This window comes from Rhodococcus sp. KRD197 (assembly GCF_017168235.1).
Lineage (GTDB): Bacteria > Actinomycetota > Actinomycetes > Mycobacteriales > Mycobacteriaceae > Rhodococcoides.
Genome location: NZ_JABFAO010000002.1, coordinates 323,315 through 343,833, shown reverse-complemented (window position 1 = coordinate 343,833; position 20,519 = coordinate 323,315). Strand labels below are relative to the sequence as shown.

General features: G+C 65.5%; 22 protein-coding genes. 14 read left to right on the top strand and 8 right to left on the bottom strand.

The genetic code is table 11. The features are described 5' to 3' along the window. Window positions 1-34: 34 nt before the first annotated feature. From J1M86_RS03870 to J1M86_RS03835, 8 genes are all read left to right on the top strand, one after another. Window positions 35-691 carry a YcnI family protein gene (locus tag J1M86_RS03870; RefSeq protein ID WP_206508883.1) on the top strand — a complete coding sequence of 219 codons (657 nt, stop codon included), beginning with the start codon at window positions 35-37 and terminating at the stop codon, window positions 689-691. Continuing rightward, on the top strand, window positions 688-1,227 hold the full coding sequence (locus tag J1M86_RS03865) for a copper resistance CopC family protein (protein ID WP_206508882.1): 540 nt from the start codon (window positions 688-690) through the stop codon (window positions 1,225-1,227). The genes J1M86_RS03870 and J1M86_RS03865 overlap by 4 nt, the downstream gene beginning before the upstream one ends. A gap of 6 nt (window positions 1,228-1,233) precedes the next feature. Continuing rightward, window positions 1,234-2,154 (top strand): CopD family protein, encoded by a 921-nt coding sequence (locus tag J1M86_RS03860; protein WP_307786518.1) that lies wholly within the window; start codon window positions 1,234-1,236, stop codon window positions 2,152-2,154. A 102-nt stretch (window positions 2,155-2,256) separates the two neighbouring features. Further along, window positions 2,257-3,285 (top strand): ABC transporter substrate-binding protein, encoded by a 1,029-nt coding sequence (locus J1M86_RS03855; protein WP_206508881.1) that lies wholly within the window; start codon window positions 2,257-2,259, stop codon window positions 3,283-3,285. A gap of 40 nt (window positions 3,286-3,325) precedes the next feature. Continuing rightward, entirely contained in the window at window positions 3,326-4,963 is a 1,638-nt protein-coding gene (locus tag J1M86_RS03850) for an iron ABC transporter permease (protein ID WP_206508880.1), read from the top strand. Next, the gene (locus tag J1M86_RS03845) at window positions 4,963-6,015 is read left to right on the top strand and encodes an ABC transporter ATP-binding protein (RefSeq protein ID WP_206508879.1); all 1,053 of its coding nucleotides are present in this window, start codon (window positions 4,963-4,965) and stop codon (window positions 6,013-6,015) included. Before J1M86_RS03850 ends, J1M86_RS03845 begins: the two co-directional genes overlap by 1 nt. Before the next feature lie 138 nt (window positions 6,016-6,153). Then, window positions 6,154-6,627 carry a MarR family winged helix-turn-helix transcriptional regulator gene (locus J1M86_RS03840; RefSeq protein WP_206508878.1) on the top strand — a complete coding sequence of 158 codons (474 nt, stop codon included), beginning with the start codon at window positions 6,154-6,156 and terminating at the stop codon, window positions 6,625-6,627. Window positions 6,628-6,631: 4 nt separating this feature from the next. After that, the gene (locus J1M86_RS03835; RefSeq protein WP_083667280.1) at window positions 6,632-8,266 is read left to right on the top strand and encodes an MDR family MFS transporter; all 1,635 of its coding nucleotides are present in this window, start codon (window positions 6,632-6,634) and stop codon (window positions 8,264-8,266) included. A gap of 227 nt (window positions 8,267-8,493) precedes the next feature. On the opposite strand, the gene J1M86_RS03830 is transcribed toward J1M86_RS03835, so the two are convergent. Together J1M86_RS03830 and J1M86_RS03825 are read right to left on the bottom strand one after the other, a co-directional pair. Next, window positions 8,494-10,047, bottom strand: a complete 1,554-nt coding sequence (locus J1M86_RS03830; RefSeq protein ID WP_206508877.1) for a succinic semialdehyde dehydrogenase — start codon at window positions 10,045-10,047, stop codon at window positions 8,494-8,496. Between the two features lie 77 nt (window positions 10,048-10,124). Then, window positions 10,125-10,934 carry a DNA/RNA non-specific endonuclease gene (locus J1M86_RS03825; protein WP_241259533.1) on the bottom strand — a complete coding sequence of 270 codons (810 nt, stop codon included), beginning with the start codon at window positions 10,932-10,934 and terminating at the stop codon, window positions 10,125-10,127. A 134-nt stretch (window positions 10,935-11,068) separates the two neighbouring features. Here J1M86_RS03825 and J1M86_RS03820 point away from each other — a divergent pair, with 134 nt between their 5' ends. The 4 genes from J1M86_RS03820 to rraA all read left to right on the top strand — a co-directional run bounded on the left by J1M86_RS03820 (window position 11,069) and on the right by rraA (window position 14,003). Next, window positions 11,069-12,274 carry a lipase family protein gene (locus tag J1M86_RS03820; protein ID WP_241259532.1) on the top strand — a complete coding sequence of 402 codons (1,206 nt, stop codon included), beginning with the start codon at window positions 11,069-11,071 and terminating at the stop codon, window positions 12,272-12,274. A gap of 65 nt (window positions 12,275-12,339) precedes the next feature. Beyond that, entirely contained in the window at window positions 12,340-13,092 is a 753-nt protein-coding gene (locus J1M86_RS03815) for a MerR family transcriptional regulator (protein ID WP_206509131.1), read from the top strand. Between the two features lie 37 nt (window positions 13,093-13,129). Further along, window positions 13,130-13,510, top strand: a complete 381-nt coding sequence (locus tag J1M86_RS03810; RefSeq protein WP_075837701.1) for a DUF5313 family protein — start codon at window positions 13,130-13,132, stop codon at window positions 13,508-13,510. 10 nt (window positions 13,511-13,520) lie between these two features. Next, a complete protein-coding gene (gene rraA, locus J1M86_RS03805) occupies window positions 13,521-14,003 on the top strand; it encodes a ribonuclease E activity regulator RraA (protein ID WP_075837702.1) in 483 nt (160 codons plus the stop codon). A gap of 14 nt (window positions 14,004-14,017) precedes the next feature. Here the strand turns inward: rraA and J1M86_RS03800 are convergent, their stop codons facing one another. Together J1M86_RS03800 and J1M86_RS03795 are read right to left on the bottom strand one after the other, a co-directional pair. Beyond that, window positions 14,018-14,725 (bottom strand): YoaK family protein, encoded by a 708-nt coding sequence (locus tag J1M86_RS03800; protein WP_075837703.1) that lies wholly within the window; start codon window positions 14,723-14,725, stop codon window positions 14,018-14,020. Between the two features lie 22 nt (window positions 14,726-14,747). After that, window positions 14,748-15,590 (bottom strand): alpha/beta fold hydrolase, encoded by an 843-nt coding sequence (locus J1M86_RS03795; RefSeq protein ID WP_075837704.1) that lies wholly within the window; start codon window positions 15,588-15,590, stop codon window positions 14,748-14,750. Between the two features lie 110 nt (window positions 15,591-15,700). Here J1M86_RS03795 and J1M86_RS03790 point away from each other — a divergent pair, with 110 nt between their 5' ends. Next, complete coding sequence (locus tag J1M86_RS03790; RefSeq protein ID WP_075837705.1) at window positions 15,701-16,261, top strand: TetR/AcrR family transcriptional regulator; 561 nt, start codon at window positions 15,701-15,703, stop codon at window positions 16,259-16,261. A gap of 86 nt (window positions 16,262-16,347) precedes the next feature. Here the strand turns inward: J1M86_RS03790 and J1M86_RS03785 are convergent, their stop codons facing one another. After that, window positions 16,348-17,259 carry an aminotransferase class IV gene (locus J1M86_RS03785; RefSeq protein WP_206508874.1) on the bottom strand — a complete coding sequence of 304 codons (912 nt, stop codon included), beginning with the start codon at window positions 17,257-17,259 and terminating at the stop codon, window positions 16,348-16,350. 135 nt (window positions 17,260-17,394) lie between these two features. Here J1M86_RS03785 and J1M86_RS03780 point away from each other — a divergent pair, with 135 nt between their 5' ends. After that, window positions 17,395-17,592, top strand: a complete 198-nt coding sequence (locus J1M86_RS03780) for a hypothetical protein (RefSeq protein WP_075837706.1) — start codon at window positions 17,395-17,397, stop codon at window positions 17,590-17,592. A 9-nt stretch (window positions 17,593-17,601) separates the two neighbouring features. Here J1M86_RS03780 and J1M86_RS03775 read toward each other — a convergent pair whose 3' ends face one another. From J1M86_RS03775 to J1M86_RS03765, 3 genes are all read right to left on the bottom strand, one after another. Further along, a complete protein-coding gene (locus J1M86_RS03775) occupies window positions 17,602-18,423 on the bottom strand; it encodes a MerR family transcriptional regulator (protein ID WP_075837707.1) in 822 nt (273 codons plus the stop codon). A gap of 37 nt (window positions 18,424-18,460) precedes the next feature. Then, window positions 18,461-19,711 (bottom strand): reverse transcriptase family protein, encoded by a 1,251-nt coding sequence (locus J1M86_RS03770; protein ID WP_241259531.1) that lies wholly within the window; start codon window positions 19,709-19,711, stop codon window positions 18,461-18,463. Between the two features lie 213 nt (window positions 19,712-19,924). Beyond that, complete coding sequence (locus J1M86_RS03765; RefSeq protein ID WP_075837708.1) at window positions 19,925-20,482, bottom strand: helix-turn-helix domain-containing protein; 558 nt, start codon at window positions 20,480-20,482, stop codon at window positions 19,925-19,927. Between the last annotated feature and the right edge of the window lie 37 nt (window positions 20,483-20,519).

Here is a 20,519-nt window from a genome sequence, read left to right as displayed (position 1 = left end):
TGCACACACCACTTTCGAGAAAGAACCAACATCCATGAACAACTTGATCCGTCGTGCCTCGATCCTCGCAGGCACCACATCACTGGCCCTCGCCGTCGGCACCGGCGCGGCCGCAGCGCACGTGACCGTCGTTGCCCCTGACGCCGCCCAAGGCGGTTACACCGTCATGACCTTCCGCGTGCCCACCGAATCCGAGACCGCCGCGACCTCGTCTGTGACGGTAGAACTCCCGGGTCTCAAAGCGGCACGTACACAACCCATCCCAGGATGGACCTCCGCCGTCGACCGGGACAGTGAGGGGCTGGCCACTGCGGTGACCTGGACCGCCGAGCCCGGTGCCGAGGTGCTCCCCGGCCAGTTCCAGCAGTTTCTGCTCTCGGCCGGACCGCTTCCGGAAGATGACTCGGTGAGCTTGCCCGCCATCCAGACCTACACCGACGGTGAAGTCGTCGCGTGGGACCAGGAAGCCACCGACGGCAGCGAGCCCGAGCGGCCCGCACCAACTCTGACGCTCGCCGCGGCCGCAGACCCACCTCACGGTCGTTCCACCGAAGACCTCGAGGTCATAGCCGTGGCCACCGACGAAGGATCCGACAACGCCGCAATCTGGGTCGCCGGCGTTGCGCTCGTCCTCGGCGCGCTCGGCGCCGCGCTGGGTATCGGCGCGACAGTCCGTGGACGCCGCTCATGAAGAAGCTGATTCTCGCCTCGCTTGCCGTGTTGGCGTTTGCACTGGGGACGCCGACGGCCTCGGCGCACTCGTTCGTCACCGGCTCCGATCCGGCCGATGGGTCCCAGCTCGCGCAGGGACCGGAACAGGTGTCCATCTCGTTCAACGAAGTCCCGCAATCGCAGTTCGCCACTCTGAACGTCGTCGGTCCCGACGGCAACATGTGGTCCGAGGGCGATCCGCGGGTCGAGGGGCAGTCCGTCGTCGTCGACGTTCGGGAACTCGGCCCCGCCGGGGATTACACCATCGCTTACCGGGTGACGTCCGCGGACGGGCATCCCATCAGCGGAACTGTCGGATTCACGCTGACCCAGGCGGGCGCGGGCATGCCCGGTGAGGCGGCCGCCGCAACGGCCAGTGGCGATACGGTGGCAGCCTCGGACGCGGATTCGGGTGACGGTGACGGCGGGATTCCGCTGTGGCCGTTCCTCGTCGCAGGCGGTGTGGTGTTCGCCGGCGGCCTCGCTTTCACCCTGCGCAAGCCGAAAGACGCGTAGCCGACTGTGTTTCGCCGGTGGTGGATACTGGTCGCCGGCGCCTCGGGCGTCGCCGGGGTGGGAGCGGCCTGGCTGCTGGCCCACCCCGACGGTCCTGATCCGTCGTCGGTGCTGCGTGTCCTCGCCGACTGCCTGGGCGCGACGACGCTCGGTCTCGCGCTGCTTCGAACCGAGCTGTTCACGGCCCGCAACCGGCCCCCGATCTTCCGGACGGCGGCGATCGTCGCGGGCGCGTGGACGGTTGCCGAGGTGGCGCTCGTCGTGGCCGCGGCCACCGAGACCTTCGGGAGCGATATCGGCGCGCTGCCGGCGTCCGCCTTCGGTTCGTACCTCACCGGCATCACCGTCGGCCAGCTAGGTGTGGTGACGGTGCTGTGCACGACGGCAGCGTGCCTGTACTGCCTGTACGCGTATCGCACCGACTCGGACCTCGCGGCAGTTCCCGTCGTGGTCGCTGCCGTCGTTGCGCTCGTGGCACGGCCCATCACCGGACACATGTCGCAGCAACTGTTCGGGTCGCTGTTCATCGCCGTCCACACGATCGCCGCCGCGGTGTGGCTGGGCGTGCTGGCCGCGATGGCGCTGACGCTGCGCGCCCGAGGGGCGTGGGCGTCGGCGCTGCCCGTGTACTCGCGGCTGGCCTGGTGGTCGGTGTGGATTCTTGCGGTAAGCGGCACCGTGAACGCCGCCGTCAAGGTCGGTGGGTTCGGTGCGTTGATCGACTCCGGCTACGGGCGCATCGTGCTGGCGAAAACCGTGGCACTGATCCTCCTGGTCCTGCTGGCACGAAAGTTGCGGGCGGGATGGTTGGTCGCTGCCACCGCCCACCGCACCCGCGCAGAGGCATCGACCGTGCACGCGGCACTGCACGTATGCCTTCTCGCCGCCGCCTTCGGACTCGCTGCGGCACTGGCCACCACAGCCTGAAGGCGGACGTTCACACTCCGGATGCTCGACGTATCCCGACGAGTCCGAAGACTGTCTTTTCGGGCGGCGAGGATCACGACTCCGTCGCTCTATCAGGAGAAAATGTTGACTATCTTCCGCCGAAGTCGCCCACTCATCGGTGCTGTTGCCGTGATCGCGGCGCTCAGCGCGTGCTCCGAACCGGCCGAACCCACCGCTGCACCCGACGATCAGTCCGGCGCGGGGACCTTGACGGTCTATACCTCCGAGCCGCAGGCCAAGATCGACGCACTCAATGCCGAGTTCACTGCAGCCAACCCGGACATCGACGTTCAGGTGTATCGCGCCGGCACCGGAGATCTCAACGCACGCATTGCATCCGAGCGTCAGACCGGCAGTATCGGCGCCGATGTCCTCCTCGCCGCCGACGCGCCCACTTTCGAGGGCTACAAGGACGAGAACCTGCTGGTGCAGTACACGCCGGCAGATGTCGAGGCATTGAACGCCGACATCGTCGACCCCGACGGCTACTACGTCGGCACCCGCATCATTCCCACCGTCATCGCCTACAACACGGGCGCCGTCACCGAACCGCCGACTACCTGGGCCGCTCTCGCAGACCCGAAGTACCGCGGGCAGATCACCCTTCCCAACCCAGACGTCTCGGGAGCAGCGGCCTACAACACCGCCGTCTGGCTCAGCGAGGACTCGCTCGGCCAGGAGTGGCTCGAAGGATTGGCAGCCAACGAACCCGTGGTGGCCGAGAGCAACGGGCCCGTCGGACAGGCCGTCGCCGCTGGCACGCAGCCCATCGGCATAGTGGTCGACTACCTGGTGCGCGAGCTGGCCGCCAAGGGTTCACCGATCGCCCTCGAATACCCCACCGACGGTGTCCCGTACATCTCTCAGCCCGCCGGAATCTTCAAGGATTCGCAGAACCAGGAAGCAGCGAAGAAGTACATCGACTTCCTCGTCAGCGCGCGCGGCCAGGAGATCGCCGTCGAGCAGCAGTACCTGCCGGTCCGCGACGACGTCGGAACACCAGACGGTGCACCCGCTCTCGCCGATCTGAACCTGCTCAATCCCGATCTCGCCGAGATCACCGAGTTCCAGCCCGAGGCCGTGATGAGGTTCAACGAGCTTGTCGGTTAATAGGCGCTCCGCGCATGTGAGTGGAAATCCATAGCCTGCTATGGATTTCCACTCACATAGGCTGAACGGCCTTTCTGTAGTCAGACTGACCCTGTGGGTCATCGTGGTGGCCGTGATCGTCGTGCCGATCGGCGCGGTGGTGTCGATCGGGCTCGGCGGCAACCACGTTCGAGTTCTGCTCGACGCCGGGATCGTCGACGCCGCGGTCAACAGCGCCGTCTCCGCGGGTGTCTCGGCCGCGCTGGCGGTGGTGATCGCGGTCGCCATGGCGCTGGTGCTCGATCGGACGGATCTTCCCGGCCGCAACATCGTTCGGCTGATCCTGCTGAGTCCGTTGCTGATACCGCCGTTCGTCGGAGCCATCGCCTGGACCGGACTGCTCGGGCCGAGTGGGATGATCAACAAGTTCTGGGCTGAGCAGTTCGGCGGGCCGCTGTGGAACATCTACGGCGGTGACGGCGTCATCTTCCTGCTGACTCTGCACTCGTATCCCCTCGCCTACTTGATCGTCGCGGCGGCATTGCGACGCATTCCCGGCGACCTCGAACAGGCCGCGCGCGTGGCGGGGGCGTCGCCGTGGCGCGCCCTGCGGGATGCGACGTTGCCGCTGCTGCGCACGGCTGCGATCGCCGCGTTCACGCTGACGGCGGTGTCCAACCTCGCCGACTTCGGCATTCCCGCACTCATCGGACTCCCCGACCGTTACGTCACGCTCTCGACGATGGTGTACCGATTCATTCAATCCGGCACCGTCGCAAAGCCTCTCGAAGTGGTCTCGACCATCGGCATCGTGCTGCTGGTACTCGCGGTGGCCGCCGTCGCCGTCGATCGCGTCCTCGGCCGTCGCAACACCTACATCGACGCGGCGACGACGGTGTCGGCCCGGCTGCCGCTGGGACGCAGCCGCGCCGCAGTCGGATTTCTCGTATGGACGCTTGCACTCGCGGTAACCCTGTTGCCGATCCTCGCCCTCGCCTCGCAAGCTCTTCTTCCGGCACCCGGTATCGCGTTCACGTGGGAGAACCTGACGCTCGACAGCATCGTCGCCGCCGTGACCGCCCCGGGAACCCTCGTCGGAATCCAGAACTCGGTGATGTTGGCCGTCGGTGCGGCCGTGATCTGCGGCGTGGTCGGCCTCGCGCTGGGTGTGCTCACCACCCGCACGCGTACACGCGACAACGTCGGCCTCGACGTCGTTGCCATGCTGCCCCAGGCCATTCCGGGTCTGGTCATCGCGGTCGGCTGGCTCATCGTCGGCCGCTACACAGGGCTGTTCGATACCCGCTGGGTCATTCTCTGCGCTTACGTGATGGCATTTCTGGCGATCGTGGTGCAGGCAGTCCGCGCGCCGCTCAAAGCGACGCCCAGTGCCCTGGAAGAGGTCGCCCGGTCGTCCGGCGCGTCACCGGTGCGGGCGCTGTACGACGTGTCATGGAAGTTGGCGGTGCCGGCGGCGATCACGGGCGGCGTGCTGGTGGCGTTGACGGCGGTGCGGGAGCTGACCATGTCGGTGCTGCTCGTCGCACCGGGCACCCAGACGCTCGGCGTGTCGATCTTCAATCTGCAGCAGGCGGGCGACTACAACGCGGCCGCCGCACTGTCCCTCATCGTCGCCCTCGTCGGCATTGCAGGTCTCGGCCTGGTCGCGGGCGTCACGGATCGAAAGAAGCGCAGCTGATGTCCGCTATTGCCCTCGACGGCCTCCACCTCGACTATCCGGGCGGGAACACCGGTCTTCGCGATATCGATCTCCACATCGCCGACGGTGAGTTCCTCGCCCTCGTCGGGCCGTCGGGTTCGGGCAAGACGACGCTGCTGCGTGCCGTCGCAGGTTTCCTCGAACCCACGGCCGGAACGGTGACGATCGGAGGCGATGTCGTGGCCGGCGCGGGTCGGACAGTGCCGCCGGAGAAACGTGGGCTCGGCATGGTGTTCCAGCAGCATGCGCTGTGGCCCCACCGCACCGTCGGCCGCAATGTGTCGTACCCACTCGAACTTTCGGGGGTCTCACGCGAGAACAGAAAGAAACGGGTCGCGGAGGTGCTCGAGCTTGTCGGTCTGCCGGGGCTCGAATCGCGGGATCCGGCAACTCTGTCCGGTGGTCAGCGGCAACGCGTGGCACTCGCCCGAGCATTGGTGCGCTCGCCAAGAGCACTACTGCTGGACGAGGCGCTGTCCGCGTTGGACGAGCCGCTACGTGATCGGTTGCGACTCGAACTGCGGTCCCTGACGCGCGCTGCCGGGCTCACGGTCGTTCACGTCACCCACGACAGGTCGGAGGCGTTGGCGCTCGCCGACCGCGTCGCCATCCTCGACGGCGGCGCCATCGCACAGATCGGGAGGCCCGAGGACGTCGTCGCACGGCCCGCGTCGGCTTTCGTCGCGCAGTTCCTCTCCGATGCCAACGTGATCGACGGTGTCGTCGACAGCGGCCGCTTCCACGCCGACAGCCATCCCATCGAGCTGACTGCCGACGTCATCGAAGCAGCCGAGGAGGGGCGCGGACGGTTGGCGATCCTGCCGTCGGACATCTCCTTGGCCGCCGGATCCCCGCACGATTGCACTGCGGGTGTGGTGACGTCCTCCCTCTACGGTCGGGGCGTCAGCGATGTTGTGGTCCTCTCACACGGAATGTCGTTTCGATGCGCGGTACCCGGTCCCCGACCTGCCGTCGGGGACCGGGTCACCATGAACGTTCGACGGGGGATTTTCGACGCCGCAGCCGGCTGACCTGCCCGTCGATGCTGCGTTCCGCACCTCGAAAGTTCTATTGTGATCCACGAGATAGGAAAATTAGTTGATTGCTGCATCCACTTATATATATGGTTGCGGACAGCAAGTAATTTGACCCAGACCGTTGGAGCCACCATGGCAGTGCGAACCACTACAGCCGAGGCCCTCGTCGAAGAGATATTCCTCTTCGGACGCGTGCTGAAGCGGGCCGTGACCACCGGAGATGAGGCTTCACCGCTGCCGCAGGCGCTGACCGGAGTGCTGGCCACCCTCGCGACCGAAGGTGAATGCAGACAGACCGACCTCGCCAACAGGCTCTGCGTCAGCCAGTCCGCCCTCAGCCGGCAGATCGCAGAACTCGTCGACCTCGGATTCATCGACCGAACCCCCGACCCCTGCGACAAACGCGCGTCGCTGGTCTGCGTATCGGCGCAAGGCCAACAGAAACTGACCCATATCTGGGATCGCCGAGCCACTCGACTCCGCGCGATGTTGGAGAACTGGGACGAACAAGACGCACTGGACGCGCTCGAGTCGATCCGTCGGCTCAACACCACGTTCGACGAAGGCGCTCAGTACATATCCCATTTGAAATTGATTGCGAGATAAGAAAATGGCTACATCGATCGAGAATCCACCCGGTCCACAGGCGTCCGAGAGCGGCGCGATGACTCACCGTCAGATCCTCGAGGCGCTCACCGGACTCCTTGCTGCGCTGTTCACCGCGCTACTGAGCACCACCATCGTCTCGACGGCACTGCCCACCATCATCGCTGATCTGCAGGGCTCGCAGACTGCCTACGCCTGGGTCATCACCACCGCGCTCCTGGCCAACGCGGCCTCGACGCCCATCTGGGGCAAGCTGGCCGATCTGTTCAACAAGAAGGTCCTGGTCCAGAGCGCCATCCTCATCTTCGTCGCCGGCTCGCTGATCGCAGGATTCGCGCACAGCGTTCCACTTCTGCTGGGCGCCCGCGTGATTCAGGGTATCGGCATGGGCGGGCTGACGGCCCTGGTCATCGCGATCATCGGCACCATCGTCTCGCCACGTGAACGCGGCCGATACTCCGGCTACACCGGTGCCGTGATGGCCGTCTCGATGTCCGGCGGACCGATTCTCGGTGGCCTCATCGTCGACAGCCCCCTCGGCTGGCGCTGGACCTTCTTCGTCTGCGTCCCGTTGGCCGTCGTCGCACTCGTTCTGCTTCAGAAGACACTGCACATCGAGACCGAACGCAAAGAGAACGTCTCGATCGACTGGCTCGGCGCCCTTCTCCTCACTGCGGGCGTTTCCATTCTGCTGGTGTGGGTTTCGTTCGCAGGCAAGGCCGACTACTACGCTTGGATTTCACGCGAGACCGCACTGCTGGTCGGCGCCGGAGTCCTGCTGTTGGCGCTGATGATCCTCGTCGAGTCGCGGCACTCCTCGCCGATCATCCCGCTGCACATCGTCACCGAACGCACCACGGGCCTGGCGATCATCGCCTCGATCTCCGTCGGTGTCGGACTGTTCGGGGCCACCACCTTCCTGACCCAGTACTTCCAGACCGCTCGGGGCTACTCGCCGACCGATGCCGGACTGCTGTCGATCCCACTGGTGTTCGGCATGCTCGTCGCCTCTGTCGGGTCCGGGCAACTCATCACCCGATTCGGACGCTGGAAGCCCTACATCGTCACCGGTGCCGTGCTGCTGGTCATCGGATTCCTGCTTCTGGGCTCCATCGATCACGCCACCAGCCTGTGGACGGTCGGCATCTTCATCACCATCGTCGGTCTCGGGACCGGCATGCTGATGCAGAACCTCGTCCTTGCCGTGCAGAACACGGTGAGCGTGAAAAACGTCGGCGCGGCATCATCGACCGTCGCGTTCTTCCGCACCTTCGGCGGCGCGATCGGCGTCTCGGTGCTGGGGTCGCTGTTGGCAACCCGAGTGGCAGACAAGTCGGTTGCAGGTCTGGCCGAACTGGGTGTCGACGCCTCCTCGAGCGGCGGCGGATCACTCGACCTCGACTCCCTGCCTGCGCCGGTGGAAATGGTCATTCGCACCGCCTACGGTGACGCGACCGGACGGATCTTCCTCATCGCCGGATTCGTCGCCATCGTCACGCTGATCGCGGTCGCCTTCATCCCTAACCGACCGCTACGCAAGACAATCGACCTGGTCGAGGAGCCGGTCGACGACACATCGGCCCCCTTCGAGCAGCCCACCACAGTGCCCGCAGAGCTCGACGGGCACCGCGTCAGATAGTGAAGAAACCCGCGAAAAGGCCCGCACACCACGTGGTGTGCGGGCCTTTCGGGGGTGTTGCCCGGAGCGAATGTCACCTTCGGTCACCTGGGCCGCACCGAATGTCACATTCGGTCACCTGGGCCGCACCGAATGTCACATCCGGTCACTCTGAGTGTGCGAGGGTGACATTCGGTCACCAGGGCGATAGCGAGGGTGACATTCGGTCACCCCGAAAGCTAGCGCGCCTACCGACCCGGCAGGTACTTCAGCGCCTTGACGAACGGGGGCATGATCTTCGCCCACAGTTTCGGCGGCAGTCCGCGCGGTCCGCCGAGATTGAGCAGGCGCGTGGTCGCAATGGTCTGCGATTCGGTGTACTTGAGCAGCCCGTCGGGTCCGTGACGGCGCCCCATGCCGGAGACACCCATGCCGCCCATCGGAGCGCCGGTGGTTCCCCATGCGGGGGCGTAGCCCTCGTCCACGTTGACTGTTCCCGAGCGCAGGCGGGCAGCGATGCTCTCGCCCTCCGCCTTGGTCTTCGCCCACACGCTGGCATTGAGGCCGTATTCGGTGTCGTTGGCCTTCTCGATCGCTTCCTCGACATCGGCCACCGGGTAGATGGATACGAGCGGGCCGAACGTCTCGGTGGCCGCGCATTCCATATCGTCGCTGACGTTCGTCAGCACGGTCGGTTCGTAGAACAGAGGCCCGACGTCGGGTCGGGCGTTGCCTCCGGCGATGACCTTCGCGCCCTTGACCTTGGCGTCGTCGACATGCGCCGAGACCGTCTTGATCTGGTCCTCGGAGATGAGGCTGCCCATTTCGATGCCGAACTCGTAGTCGGCGCCGAGAGTCATGTTGCGCACCCGCTGGCCGAACTTGGCGGTGAACTCCTCGGCGATGGACTTCTCGACGTAGATGCGTTCGATGGAGATGCAGAGCTGGCCCGAGTTGGAGAAGCAGGCACGAACGGCCGCGTCGGACACTTCCCGCAGGTTGGCGCCCTGGGCGACGATCATTGCGTTCTTGCCACCGAGTTCGGCGGAGAATCCGATGAGACGGCGCCCGGCCTGCTCGGCGAGCAGCTGGCCGGTCTTGGTGGAACCGGTGAACATGACGTACTCGGTGTTCTCGACGATTGCCGTTCCCACTACGGACCCGGGCCCGGGCACCACCGGGAAGAGGTCACGCGGCAGTCCCGCCTTGTAGAGCAGTTCGACGACGGCAAGAGCGCAGTAGGGCGTCTGGGAATCGGGCTTGAGCACTGCGCCGTTGCCCGCGAGCAGGGCCGGAATGGCGTCGGAAACCGCGAGAGTCATCGGGTAGTTCCACGGCGAGATGATCCCGACGATGCCCTTGGGCTGGTAGCGAACGCGGGTCTTGGTCAACACCGGCAGCATGCCTGTCACTCGCTTCGGCGCGAGTAGCTTCGCGGCGGTGCGTGCGTAGTGACGCGAGGTCATCGCGATGTCGAGTACTTCCTCGAGGGCAGCGGCGCGGGACTTGCCGGTCTCGGCCTGGGCCATATCCATCAGCTCGTCGCGGTGCGCGAGGACGAGGTCGCGGTACCGGTGGAAGATCTCGGCACGCTCGGCGACGGGACGCTTGGCCCACGCCTTCTGTGCGACGCGTGCGCGGGCGATGGCCGCTTCGGCGTCCTCGGCAGTGCCGACGGGGATGGTTGCGAGCTCCTTGCCGGTGAACACCTCCGTGATGGACTTCGTCGGCCGGGCTGCGGCGTCAGGAATGGCGATGAGATCGGCGAGCCGCGAGAAGGTCGCAGCGCTCGGAGCTGGCATTTCGTACCCCTACTGGTGAGTAGTTCTTGGAGTTACACACAACCTACCCCGTCGGTGGGCCGCATCACAGTCCGCGGTCAGAGGACGATCGCGTCGAACTCGGCAAGCTCGGTCCAACGATCCTCGGCCCCGGCCGCCGACGCAATGGGTGCGTAGCGGTCGGCCGCGACCAGTTCGGCGAGCTCGAGAGCGGTTGCCGACGCGATGTCCTCGATCGGCACCTGGAATGTGCGGTAGGGCCCGAGCGGCGGAACGTCCGTCACCGAGATCGACGGTTCCACTATCGGATCGAGCGAGGGCGTCTGGTCCAGCACGTAGCCGGTGGCGGCCAGTTCCTCGCCCTGTGCCCACGCAGCGATCTTGTAGAACTGCCGCGGGATGGCGACGTCGCGGTAGATCGGGTCCTCGCCTGCGAAGATGCAGCCCGTGAACACCGACAGCAGTTGCCCGTACTGCCGTGCGTGTTCGAGAACGTAGTCCTCGAGCCCGAGCCACAGCGTCATCGACTGGTTCAGCGTCGAGGTCTGCGGTGCGCACACCGTGTAGTGGAAGGTGTCGGAGTTCGCCCGTTCGGCTACCTCTTGCGGCCCCCAGACCGGATCGCGGCGTCGGACCAAATGGCCGCGATCGAGATCGTTGTTGGAATACAACTCCGGCCCCGCCTGCTGATCGGCCGGCAGACGGTCATCGAGTCGCCAGTTGTCGCCACGGGCAACAGCACGCAATCGGCTGCCGTCGATGTTCACTGCGGTGACTGCTGCGAGACGCCGATTCGGGTCCATCGAGACGGTGAAGTGCATGTAGGGCAACTCGATCAGACCTGGGCGGCTCGGCATCGGCGTCGTCGGCCCGAGGAAGTCCTCGTCGAAGGGCACGGGTGTCGTCATGACTGTCATTCACTCAGATGACTATGGCCAGGGAGTGAACCCGCCGCCCCGGGCGCGATCTGTGGCACCATGGCGGACGGTCTTTCCTAGGCGTCGGGGCGCTCTCGAAGACGATGCAGGGTGGGAAACACACGATGCGTAGAACTTTCGTTCTCGCGGGGGCAGCAGCGATGCTGTTCGCGCTCGCGCCGGCAGCACGGGCAGACCCAGTGGGCGATCTCCTCGCACCACCTCGAGATCCGGCAGCCTATCTGCCCACTCCTCTCGGCGATTCGTGGTTCGACCCGCCTGCCGGGTTCGAAACACGCAGTCCCGGTGCGGTTCTGAACTCCAGAAGCGTTGCGGTGCTACCGGGTACGACGTCGACTCAATTGCTGTTCCGGTCGACCGACTCGAAGTACAACCCGATTGCTGCGGCGACGACCGTCATCGTTCCCGATGCTCCGTGGACGGGCGGCGGACCTCGACCGGTCGTCGCATACAACGAGGCGACCGATTCGCTCGGCAACGCATGCGCGCCGTCGTACACGCTCCCCCGCGGCACCAACAAGGAGATCGACCGGGTCGGCGACCTGCTGGGCCGCGGATATGCCGTCGTCGTCACCGACTACCAGGGGCCGCGTCAGGCCTACTCGGCCGGGATCGTGTCGGGGCACACCGTCCTCGACGGACTTCGCGCGAGTCGGACCGCCGGCGTATCCCCCGACGCACCCATCGGCATCACCGGTTACTCCGGCGGCGCCATCGCCTCGGGTTGGGCGGCTCAGCTGGCACCCGGGTACGCACCGGAACTGAACATCGTCGGCGTCGCGTTCGGCGGGCCACCCACCGACTACAACATCCTGCAGCGCTCCCTCAACGGAGGCATCGGCTCCGGCTTGTTCGCTGCCGCCACGACGGGGCTCGCACGCGAATACCCCGAGCTGCTCGACTCGACCAACGACACCGGGCGACGCATCGCGCTCCTGCAGAAGGATCAGTGCGTGGACGTGCTGTCCTACAGCGGCCTCCTGCTGCTCGACCAGCGGAACTTCTCCACCTCCCCCGACGTGTTCGATGAACCGCTGACACGCGCCATCGTCGAGGAGACCCGGATGGGCCAGATGCAGCCCGAGGCGCCGATCTACATCTACCAGGGCCTACAGGACTTCATCATCCCCAAGGCGGGAGCCGAGGCTGTCCAGGATCAGTGGTGCGCCATGGGAGCCTCGGTGCATCTGGAACTGGTTCCCGGTGACCACGCAGCTGCAGAGGGCAACGGCAGGCCTGGCGCGTTCGCATGGCTCGACGAGCGACTCGCCGGCGTACCTACCGGTGGCTGCGAAAGAGTGGTTCGCTGAGAAAGGACTTGACCCTGACGTCGCGGGAGGTACCACCCTTGTCTTCTGTGAGCGATTCAGGAGAGATGAAAGTCGGCGAGGTGGCCCGGCTCGTCGGGATCAGCGTGCGGACTCTGCACCACTACGACGACATCGGTCTCGTCGTGCCGTCGGACCGCACGCCCAAGGGCTACCGCAGCTACTCGGCGGCAGACGTCGAACGTCTGCACCGAGTGCTGACCTACCGCGAACTCGGTTTCGCGCTGGACGACATCGCCACTCTCCTGGACGATCCGACCGTCGACGCGATGGCGCATCTACAACGCCAACGCGATCTGCTCGACGAGCGGATCGATCGCTTGCATCGAATGGCTGCGGCCGTGGACAAGATGATGGAGGCGAAAAAAATGGGAATTCAACTCACCCCGGACGAGCAGCGCGAGGTGTTCGGCGACGACTGGCTCGGCGACGAGTATGCAGGCGAGGCCGAGGAGCGCTGGGGCGACACCGAGGCGTGGAAGCAGTCGCAGGAGCGGACGGCGCGGTTCACCAAGGAGGACTGGAAGCGCGTCAAGGCCGAATCCGACGCCTTGGACGCGGATTTTGCCCAGGCGCTCACGGCCGGGGTTTCCGCGGAGTCCGAGGAGGCCGCGGCACTGGCCGAACGGCACCGAGCAAGCATCGAACGGCACTACGACTGCGGCTACGAGATGCACGTCTGCCTCGGCGAGATGTACATCGCCGACGAGCGCTTCACCAAGCACTACGACGACAGGGCCCCGGGTCTTGCCCGGTACATTCGCGACGCGATCGTCGCCAACGCCGCGCGCAACAGCTGATCAGGAGGTTGGTTCGACAAGAGTAGAGTTTGCAACTGTGAGCACACACAAGCCCGACTTCGGGCAGTACCTGGGTTACCAGTTCGGACGTGTGCTGCCGCCTTCCATGCAGGACTGGGTTCGTGACGATCTCGTCGGTACCGGCGCGCAGGCCCGGTATCTGATCCGATTCACGCTGCCGGTGGTTCCGTTGCTCGCGCTGTTTCTCCTCATCCCGGGTCCGCTGTGGATCGGGTTGGCGATGATGGCGCTGCTGTTCATTCCGCTGGTGTACTTCACCATCGCGCTGATGAACGTCTACCGTCGGCACCGCCTGCTCGTCCACGGCCTGGACCCGGCGCTTCTCAATGCGGACGCGCAGGCCAGGGTCGACCGCACGCGCGAGGACTACGAAAGACGCCACGGACGACTCGACTAAGCTCTCGGCCATGACTTCCGTCGAATTCAAGGCAACCGCAGATCTGGCCGACGAGATCGGGCCCGAGATTCGTAGCTGCGACACACAGTTCGTCCAATTCGGCAAGAACCCGGAGTTCGCCGGACCCATCACCACCATCAAGTGCTTCCAGGACAATCTGCTGGTCAAGCAGACCCTCAGCGAGCCCGGCAACGGCGGCGTACTCGTCGTCGACGGGGACGCTAGCGTGCACACCGCCCTCGTCGGCGACATCATCGCCGGCCGAGGCGTCACCAACGGATGGGCCGGGGTGATCGTCAACGGCGCCATCCGCGATGCCGCGATCCTGCGCACCCTCGAGATCGGCGTCAAAGCGCTCGGCTCCAACCCCCGCAAGAGCACCCAAACCGGATCGGGCGAGAAGAACGTGCCCGTCGAATTCGGCGGGATCACCTTCAACCCGGGTGAAATCGTCTACAGCGATTCCGACGGGGTCGTCGTCGTCGGCCAGTAGCTCGGCGGTGGAGGCTACGGCGACGGGTGCCTCACACGCGGCACGCCCCGCCACTCGTCGAACATGAACAGTGCCAACGCCACTACCAGCATGCCCGCCGCCACCCATGCGGCACCGGTGTCGAGGACGCGGACCATCTGCGAACCCAGAATGGCTCCGCACAGGAAGCCCGCGATGACGAATCCGAAGTTGAGCGCCCTGGCCCCAGCGGCTCTGTCGCCGTCGGCGATTCGGTGAAAGGCGGCCTGGGAGAGGCTGCGTAAGTTGCCCGTCGTCATGGTGGTACTGAACGCTTGGTCGACGAGCACCCTGAACGTGGTGACCTGAAGCGCGGCCACGAAGGAAATCGCAATGGTGACAACAGGATTCGGGACCGAAGTTGGGACGAATCCCACGATCGCGAGCACCATGATCTCGATGACGAGGACAGCGCGAACCGGCCGTCGCACGATACGTGCGACGGCCGGTCTGGATACAGCTTCCGCGGTGAACACGCCCAACGTGAACGCCACCAGAGGTGGCACGTATCCCAGCGCGGACCGCCAGTCCCCTTGCACCAGATCGATCCCGAACAACACCACGTTGGCGGTCTGCGCGTTGGCGAACACCCCGTCGCGAGTCATGAACGTGTAGGCGTCGAGGAACCCGCCCACGACCGCCAGCAGCACCCCGAGCCGCACGGACTCCGAGGTCACCACGGACGGTCGGTCGGCGTCACCCACGCATTCATGCTCGCACGAAAAGCTACTTCTGTACGAACGGCAGCAGGACGTCGTTGACCTCCTGGAAGTGCGTCCACAGCAGACCGTGAGGTGCGCCCTCGATCTCGACGTACTCGGCCTCGGGGAAGGCCTTGGTGAACTCGCGGCCGGTGGAGTCGATGGGCAGGATGTTGTCCTTGGTGCCGTGCAGGATCAGCGTGGGCTTGCCTGACTGGCGAACCTTCTGGACATCGTCGCGGAAATCCTCGATCCATGTCGGTACGACGGCGTATGCCGCGACGGGTGCGCTGCCGGCGGCGACGTTCCAGCTGTTGCGCACGGCAGCCTCGCTGATGCGGGTGCCGAGGTTTTCGTCGAGGTTGTAGAAATCCTTGTAGAAGTTGTCGAACCAGGCGAAGCGGTCCCCGCGCGCGGCGGCGGAGATGCCGTCGAAGACCGACTGCGGAACACCGGTCGGGTTGTCCTCGGTCTGCAGCAGGAACGGTTCGAGCGAGGCGAGGAACGCGAACTTCGCGATGCGGTCGGTGCCGTACTTCGCGGCGTAGCGGGCGAGTTCGCCTGTGCCCATCGAGAATCCGACGAGTACGACATCACTGAGGTCCAGCTCGGTGAGCACGGAGTTCAGGTCCGAGGCGAAGGTGTCGTAGTCGTACCCGGTGGCGGGCTTGCTGGACTGCCCGAAGCCGCGGCGGTCGTAGGTGATGACGCGGTAGCCGGCGTCGAGCAGAGCCGCAGCCTGACGCTCCCAGGAGTTGCCGTCGAGCGGGTACCCGTGAATCAGCACCACGGGCTGTCCGGTTCCGTGATCCTCGTAGTAGACGTCGATGGGTGTGCTGTTCTCGGTACCTACGTTGATGAAAGCCATGGTTGAGCCTTTCCTCGTCGGTGAGTTCTCGCGAGAGAACGAACGTTCTCTCGCTATGCACTACCGTAGAGAACGTAGGTTCTCAGCGCAAGGGGTAGAGGAGGGCAGCGATGGAAACGGACGATGCGCGCACGGCAGTACTCGAAGCCGCGGACGAGTTGTTCTACGCGCGCGGCGTGCAAGCCGTCGGGATGGACGCCGTCCGCACCGCGGCCGGCATCCCGCTCAAGCGCATGTACGCACTGTTCCCGTCCAAAGCCGACATCGTCGCGCAGGTGCTGGCCGGTCGTACTGCCCTGTGGAACGAGCGCATCCTGGCCGAAGCAGCCCACCACGACACCCCGCGCGAGAAGATCCTGTCGATCTTCGACTTTCTCGATCAGTGGTTTCGCGAGGACAATTTCCGGGGCTGCGCCTTCATCAACTCGTTCGGCGAGCTCGGTGCCACGATGCCCGCCGTCGCCGACGCCGCACACGCCCACAAGCGGCAATTCGTGGACTACGTAACAGACTTGGTCGTCGAAGCAGGCTGTTCACCGGAGCTGGGCCTGCAGATCGCACTGCTTGCTGAGGGGGCTCAGACCACCGCCGCGATCTCGGAATCCCCCGAGGCCGCGATCGCTGCACGCCGCGCGGCAGCGGTGCTTCTCGATGCGGCTGCTCGTCCCTGATCGCCGAGATCGAGGTCATGCACTGAAAAGCGCCGGAACCGCGGCATAACCTCGATCTCGGCGGAACGGGGTCGGCGGAACGGGTGTCAGAGGGTGGTGACCCAGCCGTGCACCTCGTCGCCCGTCAGAGCTGCGAGGTGTCGCTTACGCAGCATCAAGGTGACAGGACCGGTTGCGCGCTCGGCAACCGCGCGGCCGTCGATCTCGTGCACGGGCGCGACACCCGCTGAGGTCCCGCACACGAACACCTCGTCGGCGATGTACAGCTCGGTGAGGTCGACGGTGCGTTCCTGGACCTCCAAGCCCTCTTCCCGGGCGAGGGTCAAGATGGTGCGACGGTTGATGCCGTCGAGGATGTCGCTGGTGACGTCGGGGGTGATCAACGTCCCACCTCGGACGAGGAAAATGTTCGCCGCACTGAGCTCGCACACGTGGCCGTTGATGTCGAGGAAGATGCAGTCGTCGAAGCCGCTGTCGATCGCGTCCTGTTTCGCGAGCACCGAATTGACGTACGCGCCGTTCACCTTCGCGCGCGAGGGAATCGCGTTGTCGGGGATCCGGCGCCACACACTCGTCTTGAGGCGCATGCCGTCCTGCGGGACGATCGGCACGGCGTCGTACAGGAAGATCGACACCGTGGTGCTCAAACCGCGCACTCGGGTGCCGGGGATCGACTCGTCCACGTGCACGGTGGCACGGACGTACACCTCGTGCTGCGGATCGTTCGCGGCGACGACCTCGCGAACCACCTCGACGAAGCGCTCGAACGGCCACGCCGGACCGAAGGTGTCGATGCCGATGATCTTGCAGGATTCCAGTAGCCGTTGGTGGTGGTCGCGTAGCCGGAACGCAGTTCTCGCGCCATCGGTGGTCTGCACCGGGAAGACCGTGTAGACACTCAAGCCGTACAGGACGGCGGACGTGGCTACCCCCAGCGTCGCGTCCTGCGCATCGATGATGCGGTCGCCGAAGAACACTTTGTCGTGAGGAGTAGCCATCCCGCGATGCTAATCGGAGAGGGCGGCGCCGCGACACCCAATAACAGCGCGCGCATCCGAACACACCCTTCATCTCCCGGACCTGTCGGAGTGCGGTGATATCAAGGAAGGACACACGCGAAAGGAGCGCCCGTCATGTCTTGCAGAGACTGCACCGCAGCTGTCGATCACTGCCACGGCACGCTGGTGATCCACTCATCCGGCTCGCCCGAATGCACCGAACCGGAATGCCTCGATTACGAGTACATCCGCCACTACCTCGTGCTCGACTGCTCCGAGGTAACCGGCGGTTGCCAGTGCATCGGCGAGATCGCGCTCAGCCGGGCGTCGTAGCTTCCCAGTTCACGCCTTCACGACGGGCTGCTGCAGTTCGGTGACCCACTCTTCCTGGGGCTTGGGTTCGGAGACGAGGTAGTTTTCGCGGCAGATTCCGGCGAGTTGGTAGCCGTTCTCAGTTGTCCATGCCATCAGCGCTTCCCAAGTCTGCGCGATGGTGGCCATCGAGCCGTGGTGGATCGTCGTCACAGCCAATTCGACGCCGGGCAGATCCACAATTTCAACCTCGCCTGCTGCCTGCACATCCCCGTGCACTGGGAACGCCGCGTTGACCCGGATGTCGGCAAAATCGTCGTCGAGGGCCTCGTAGGTGGCGATGGACGAGGGGCCGAATGCAACCCCTGCCGCCGCGAGCTGCTCGGCCAACTGCGCGTACATCGGCCCGATGACCGGGCCGATGTTCTCGTTGCCGAACCCGGTTGCGGTTCGACTGATCTGCGCGATGCGCACAGCTGGCAAGGATTTCGTTTCCACGGTGATCATGGCGTGTGCTCCTTCGGTGTGTTGGAGGCGAGCATCGAGTCGGCGAAGTCTGGCCGCATCGAGGTCGATTCGCGAGGCCACCTCAGCGCGCTTGGCTGCGAGCATCTCGCGCAACGCAGCGTCGTCGAGATCGCCGTCGACGATCCGCTTGACGTCATCGAGCCGAAAACCCAAGTCCTTGAACTCGAGTACTCGGCCCAAAGTCTCGAACTGCCGGCCGTCGTAGAAGCGGTATCCGGTGTACGGATCAACTCGCGCCGGGGTCAGCAGTCCGATGTGGTCGTAGTGCCGGAGCATGCGGATGGAAACCCGGCCGATCGATGCGAACTCTCCAATGGTGAACATGACCCCTCCAAGGTTTCCGTCTCACACAGTGTGAGGGTCAAGACCAGTCCACTTGCTCCGCCATTTCGAGCAATCTACGACGCCTCGCCGCGCTGGTCTCGCCGATGTGGGCGATGCGGCCGTAGAGGTGGGCGCGGAAGTCGGGGACACCGGCTCGGTTCTGCGCGGCCGGCCCGGTGAGGATGCAGTTGTGCAGGATCGCGCGCAGTCCGTCGTACTCCCGACGCGGCACGGCCGGCCACTCGTTGACCACCAGACCGGCCAGTTGCTGGCGCTTGTGTGCGCGGCGCACCCGGGTCTTGCCGGGGTTGAGACCGAATCCTTCGTCGCGAACGATCTGCCGGATCGTCCACAACAACACATCGGCGTCGCACGAGCCGGAGAAGGCGAGATCGTCGGCGTACCTGGTGTAGCGCAGACCCATCGATCCGGCGAGGCCGGTGAGCCGGATGTCGAGCTTTCGCGCCGCCAGGTTGGCGAGGGCAGGAGACGTCGGCGCACCCTGCGGAAGGTGACGCGTCCGCAGCAATGAGGCGCTCGGGTAGGCGAATCCACTCAACTGCTCAGCCGGAGTGCTCGTCGTGCACAGGTAGGCGAGATTCCATGCGACGGTGCGCGGATAGCCCAGGGCGCCGAAGATCGCGACGATCCTGTCGATACCGATCGACGGGAAGAAGTCCTTCAGATCCACCGATACGAGGACCTCGTGCCCGGCATGCGGAATTCCGAAGGTGCGCGGGCTGCGGCCTTTGACGAATCCGTGCGCCGCGCTGTGGGGTGGGACCCGATCCAGAATGCGGCGCAGTATCTTTCGCTGGATCTCGCGCAGCCGCGGCTTCGGAATCTCGAGTAGGCGCGCGCCCACCCGCTTGGGGATCGGTGTGGTGCGGTAGTGCCGCAGCGGTTCGGGAGCCGTGCGGAGCCGGGACTGCGCGTCGGCGAACCATTCGATCTCCGGGATGGTCAGGTTCAGCGATTCGGCGAGGTCACCGGTGGTGACGTAGCGCGGCACCTCGAAACGCCACTCCGCGAAACTGCTGGTGCGTCGTTCCGGAGTGATGGAGGCGGTCTCGGGGAGCAGCGGCAGGTCCGCGATCAACCGATGGACCGAGGCCTCGTCGAACGGTGGGGCCGGGTGCAGCTCGACGAGCCGGTCCGCGAGCCGCGATGCCCTCGCCCCGAGCAACGGCATGAACGCTTCCTCGAGTCGCTCCCGCGTCCACGGGGCGTCGGCGGCGAGTCGAGCAAGTGCGGCGGCCATCGGCGGGATGTACTGCCGCTCGCTCATGCAGTTCCTGGCTGCAGCGGCGCCGGGTGACCTGAATCTTTCGTACTCGGCGCCGGCGTGCACGCGGAGCGTGCGGAGCGGCGTCGGACGCAGTGCCCAGTTCTTCTTTCTCGCCCAGGGGTTGCCCCTGGGATCGGCCCTTCGGACCAACTCTCACCCGAGCGCCGCTGCATTGGATTCACCCTGCCAAAAAACCGAGCATCTCGCACCCGTTCAGGCGTGCTCGGACACCAGCACCGCCGAGGTATCCGGTTCGAGTGCTTCGAAGGTGTGGGGTAGGTCGCCCGGGTAGCTGATGTAGTCGCCGGGATGCAGTTCGACGGGCTCGTCGATCGGTCCGACCATCGCCCGGCCCGCCGCTAGCACCACGTGCTCGACGACGCCCGGTGAGTGCGGGTCCGATCGACGCGGCTCACCGACCTGGGCCATGATCAGGTAGAGGTCGCGGCGCGCGTTCGGCGGGCACGACGCCAGCAGCGTCGCCACGTAGTCGGCGCGATCGGAGGCGAAGCGTGGGCCTTCGCCGGCGCGAATCAACTGCACGCTCGGCCGCGCGGGTTCGACGAGCTGCGCGAACGGCACATCGAGCGTCACGCTCAGCGCCCACAGCGTTTCGACGCTGGGGTTGCCCGTGCCGGATTCGAGTTGGGACAGCGTGGACTTGGCGATGCCTGCCCGCCGCGCGACCTCGGCGAGGGACAACCCGACACGCTTTCGTTCCCGCTGTAGGGAGGCGGCGATGGCAGCGATGGGTGCGCTGGGCTGCGTCATGATCGTTCACTCCATCAGTCGGTCGTTCGCCTTGACG

What these genes read in the sequence shown, in the direction of transcription:
- J1M86_RS03850 (WP_206508880.1), top strand. Translation starts at nt 3,326, where the DNA reads ATGGATTTCCACTCACATAGGCTGAACGGCCTTTCTGTAGTCAGACTG.
- J1M86_RS03835 (WP_083667280.1), top strand. Translation starts at nt 6,632, where the DNA reads ATGGCTACATCGATCGAGAATCCACCCGGTCCACAGGCGTCCGAGAGC.
- rraA (WP_075837702.1), top strand. Translation starts at nt 13,521, where the DNA reads ATGACTTCCGTCGAATTCAAGGCAACCGCAGATCTGGCCGACGAGATC.
- J1M86_RS03865 (WP_206508882.1), top strand. Translation starts at nt 688, where the DNA reads ATGAAGAAGCTGATTCTCGCCTCGCTTGCCGTGTTGGCGTTTGCACTG.
- J1M86_RS03815 (WP_206509131.1), top strand. Translation starts at nt 12,340, where the DNA reads ATGAAAGTCGGCGAGGTGGCCCGGCTCGTCGGGATCAGCGTGCGGACT.
- J1M86_RS03780 (WP_075837706.1), top strand. Translation starts at nt 17,395, where the DNA reads ATGTCTTGCAGAGACTGCACCGCAGCTGTCGATCACTGCCACGGCACG.
- J1M86_RS03775 (WP_075837707.1), bottom strand. Translation starts at nt 18,423, where the DNA reads ATGTTCACCATTGGAGAGTTCGCATCGATCGGCCGGGTTTCCATCCGC.
- J1M86_RS03795 (WP_075837704.1), bottom strand. Translation starts at nt 15,590, where the DNA reads ATGGCTTTCATCAACGTAGGTACCGAGAACAGCACACCCATCGACGTC.
- J1M86_RS03785 (WP_206508874.1), bottom strand. Translation starts at nt 17,259, where the DNA reads ATGGCTACTCCTCACGACAAAGTGTTCTTCGGCGACCGCATCATCGAT.
- J1M86_RS03825 (WP_241259533.1), bottom strand. Translation starts at nt 10,934, where the DNA reads ATGACGACACCCGTGCCCTTCGACGAGGACTTCCTCGGGCCGACGACG.
- J1M86_RS03840 (WP_206508878.1), top strand. Translation starts at nt 6,154, where the DNA reads ATGGCAGTGCGAACCACTACAGCCGAGGCCCTCGTCGAAGAGATATTC.
- J1M86_RS03820 (WP_241259532.1), top strand. Translation starts at nt 11,069, where the DNA reads ATGCGTAGAACTTTCGTTCTCGCGGGGGCAGCAGCGATGCTGTTCGCG.
- J1M86_RS03870 (WP_206508883.1), top strand. Translation starts at nt 35, where the DNA reads ATGAACAACTTGATCCGTCGTGCCTCGATCCTCGCAGGCACCACATCA.
- J1M86_RS03855 (WP_206508881.1), top strand. Translation starts at nt 2,257, where the DNA reads ATGTTGACTATCTTCCGCCGAAGTCGCCCACTCATCGGTGCTGTTGCC.
- J1M86_RS03765 (WP_075837708.1), bottom strand. Translation starts at nt 20,482, where the DNA reads ATGACGCAGCCCAGCGCACCCATCGCTGCCATCGCCGCCTCCCTACAG.
- J1M86_RS03770 (WP_241259531.1), bottom strand. Translation starts at nt 19,711, where the DNA reads ATGAGCGAGCGGCAGTACATCCCGCCGATGGCCGCCGCACTTGCTCGA.
- J1M86_RS03790 (WP_075837705.1), top strand. Translation starts at nt 15,701, where the DNA reads ATGGAAACGGACGATGCGCGCACGGCAGTACTCGAAGCCGCGGACGAG.
- J1M86_RS03830 (WP_206508877.1), bottom strand. Translation starts at nt 10,047, where the DNA reads ATGCCAGCTCCGAGCGCTGCGACCTTCTCGCGGCTCGCCGATCTCATC.
- J1M86_RS03845 (WP_206508879.1), top strand. Translation starts at nt 4,963, where the DNA reads ATGTCCGCTATTGCCCTCGACGGCCTCCACCTCGACTATCCGGGCGGG.